The sequence below is a fragment of the Jiella pacifica genome, assembly GCF_010500815.1.
Lineage (GTDB): Bacteria > Pseudomonadota > Alphaproteobacteria > Rhizobiales > Rhizobiaceae > Jiella > Jiella pacifica.
On sequence record NZ_JAAAMG010000057.1, the window covers coordinates 1 to 2636 of the forward strand.

A 2636-nucleotide genomic window follows, 5' to 3' on the forward strand; every position below is an offset into this window, starting at 1 on the left:
GCCGCCCGCACTCTGGACCAACTCTGGCGGGCCGTCGGCGACATCTGCGCCCTCTTCACACCCGACGAATGCTGGAACTACTTCAAGGCTGCAGGCTGTGTTGCAGATTAAACGCCCGACGCTCTAGTGCTCGTGGCGACGCCCCCGAAGGGGCCCTGACGATCCGTCTGTAATGGCGGCCGCTGCCGGTGCGAAGGATCATTCGGAAACCGAATGTCGCCTTCATCCGCGCGCTGCGCAGCCTTGCTGCTCCACCAGCGCGCAGGTGGAGGCGATCGACGTCTGAAATCACACACTGGAGGACCGCATGTCCCGTCCTGAAAGCCGCGATGCGAGTCTCGCCCTCGCACCAGTCGACCGGCTCCATTCCATCATGCGTATCGAACGGACCGGCCGGGCCATTGCTCTTGCCGGTGTGGTGATCCCGCTTCTTCTGATCGGGCTTTTGAAGTTCACGGCCGTCGAGGTCGAGGCTCTGAAGCCCGTCATCGGCGGGACGCCCTGGCTATCCTGGCTCTATCTCGTTTTTGGCGAGACCGGCGCATCCTGGCTCTTGGGCATCGTCGAGATCGCGACAGGCGGCCTTCTGATCGCTTCCTGGCGTTTTCCGAAGGCGGGCGTCGCCGGCGGTCTTCTCGGTGCCCTCACCTTCGCCGTCACGGTCTCCACCATGCTGGCCCTGCCGATATGGGAGACAGGATCCGGCGGCTTCCCGTTCCTGAACTTCCTCGGCTCCTTCCTCGTGAAGGACGTCGCTCTTCTCGGCGTCAGTCTCGTCGTCTTCGGTGAAAGCCTGGCTCGCCTGAAATAGACGCCCCGTCTGCCGCTCGTCTTAATTTTGAGTTTCTTCACGAGCCTCGTCCGCAACATGGTTTCACCCGAAAGCCGGGCCGTGGTGGCAATGCTGAGGGATATGCGGCCGTGGGATGGTTGAGCCGTGCGAAGTCTCTTTAAGGCCTTCAGTTGACGGCGTATGGCGCATCTTTTGCCTTCGTCTGTTAGGATTTCGACAAGCTCTGCTGTCCGTGAACAATACCCCGCCCCGGGTCACGGACGCGGCATGATCTTCCCGTCCGGTTGCCCCTGTTCCCTGCTCACCCGATGGTCTTGCTCTCAAGCCAAGCACTCATGACGCTGACTAGCTGGGCTTTGCGCTCCAGTGGCAGCCAGTGTGCGGCAGAAAGGCTGGCAAGCGTCAGATCCGTGCAGGCCGCGCGCATCGGGTCGCCCTGACGATTTCCGGAAATGCTGCAGATCTGGTCGAACTCGCCGTTGACGAACAGCACCGGCTGCGACAGGCGACCCCCATCCGGGGCCCTGCGGGCATAGGCGAAATTGGCGTCGTCGTTCAGATACCAGGCGCAGGCGGGGTGGAAACCCTGATCTTTGAATGCCTTTACGAGAACGTCGAAGTCCGCCGCAGGCCAGAGGTCCGGATCCGGCAGCGTCGGAGGGGCACGATGCGCCTCGCCGAAGCGCCCGTTGTTCCGTGTGACCTTCGCACTCGGCGAAACCTCGTCGACGGCTTCGGCCTCGCCCTTGCGAAAGATCGAGGCCAGCGACGCTGCGACATCGGCGTTGAGGTCCGCGACGGCTGCATCGAAGTCTGTCGTATAGTAGCGGTAATAGTCCCACTGGCCGTCCGGATAGCTGTCGGCCGGGTAGATCGTTCGGTCGACCAGCGGCACGAGCGTATCCAGAGCGTGACCGTCAGGCTGGTAGGCCAGTGCCACCAGCACAACGCTCCGGCTCCGATGAGGCTGATGGGCGGCCAGTTCCGCCGCCACGACGCTGCCCCAGTCGTGGCCAACCCAGACGGCAGGTCGGCCGCCCAAGTGATCATGCAGTTCCGCCAGATCGGCCACGACGTGCTCGATCGCGTAGGCTTGGTTGGAGGCGGGAGCGAACGAGTGCCCGTAGCCACGCAGATCCGGAGCGACGCAACGCCAGCCCATGGCGGCGAACGCCTCGATCTGCGCGCGCCAGACCAGGCCGATGCAGGGCCAGCCGTGCAGAAAGATCATCAGCGGGCCGTCGGCTGGTCCGGCCTCGATGTAGTGAGTACGCTGACGGGACGAACGCACCTCGTGCGAGACGAGCGCGGATTGAAGCGGATCGGCCATGATCGGATCCTTCGATTGGCTTCGGCTCTTGGTTCGAACGGAAGGCGGATGGGCGCGGTTGATGGACGGCATAGTTCAGTGTTCGGGAAACCCGATACGCACAAGAGTATCGCCGCTCGGCGCTGCGAGGATGGAGGCGTTCCCGCGATGGCGCTCCACCACCTGCTGGACCAAGTTCAACCCCAGCCCAGTCCCGGTCGCTCGCGGCCGCAGGCGATGGAACGGCTCGAAGACCCGCTCGCGTTCTTCGGGGGGAATACAGGGCCGTCCAATCATCAAACCTTCTGAGCCAGCTCGCGTTTGCTGGTATTCCCACCGTACATTGCCGCAACATTGAAGCCACTTTTCATTCGGCAAGTAGCAGAGACCGGCACGAAGCCGGTAGTCAGTCGTCCGTGAAGAAAGCTCGTCAAGCGGCGTCGGCGGTTTGACGGGTGCCGAATAGGCTGATGATCGCGATCTGGATGAAGGCGACAAAAAGCTCCAGCCAAGCGAGGATGCGGCGGAAGTTGT

At 62.9% G+C, this 2636-nt stretch carries 3 protein-coding genes and 1 pseudogene; 2 read left to right on the plus strand and 2 right to left on the minus strand.

Annotated features, from left to right (window positions below):
* Both GTK09_RS27720 and GTK09_RS26985 read left to right on the plus strand, forming a co-directional pair.
* Nucleotides 1–111, plus strand: a pseudogene (locus GTK09_RS27720) (IS630 family transposase); the annotation flags it as partial.
* A gap of 196 nt (nucleotides 112–307) precedes the next feature.
* Nucleotides 308–811, plus strand: coding sequence for a DUF417 family protein (locus GTK09_RS26985; protein WP_163466470.1), 504 nt, complete (start codon nucleotides 308–310; stop codon nucleotides 809–811).
* Between the two features lie 283 nt (nucleotides 812–1094).
* On the opposite strand, the gene GTK09_RS26990 is transcribed toward GTK09_RS26985, so the two are convergent.
* Together GTK09_RS26990 and GTK09_RS27725 are read right to left on the minus strand one after the other, a co-directional pair.
* Nucleotides 1095–2123, minus strand: coding sequence for an alpha/beta hydrolase (locus GTK09_RS26990; RefSeq protein ID WP_246218166.1), 1029 nt, complete (start codon nucleotides 2121–2123; stop codon nucleotides 1095–1097).
* Between the two features lie 75 nt (nucleotides 2124–2198).
* Nucleotides 2199–2399, minus strand: a complete 201-nt coding sequence (locus GTK09_RS27725; RefSeq protein ID WP_376768058.1) for an ATP-binding protein — start codon at nucleotides 2397–2399, stop codon at nucleotides 2199–2201.
* Nucleotides 2400–2636: the final 237 nt, after the last annotated feature.

Excerpts from the sequence above, each read along its gene's own strand:
- GTK09_RS26985 (WP_163466470.1), top strand. The coding sequence starts at position 308 with ATGTCCCGTCCTGAAAGCCGCGATGCGAGTCTCGCCCTCGCACCAGTC.
- GTK09_RS26990 (WP_246218166.1), bottom strand. The coding sequence starts at position 2,123 with ATGGCCGATCCGCTTCAATCCGCGCTCGTCTCGCACGAGGTGCGTTCG.
- GTK09_RS27725 (WP_376768058.1), bottom strand. The coding sequence starts at position 2,399 with ATGATTGGACGGCCCTGTATTCCCCCCGAAGAACGCGAGCGGGTCTTC.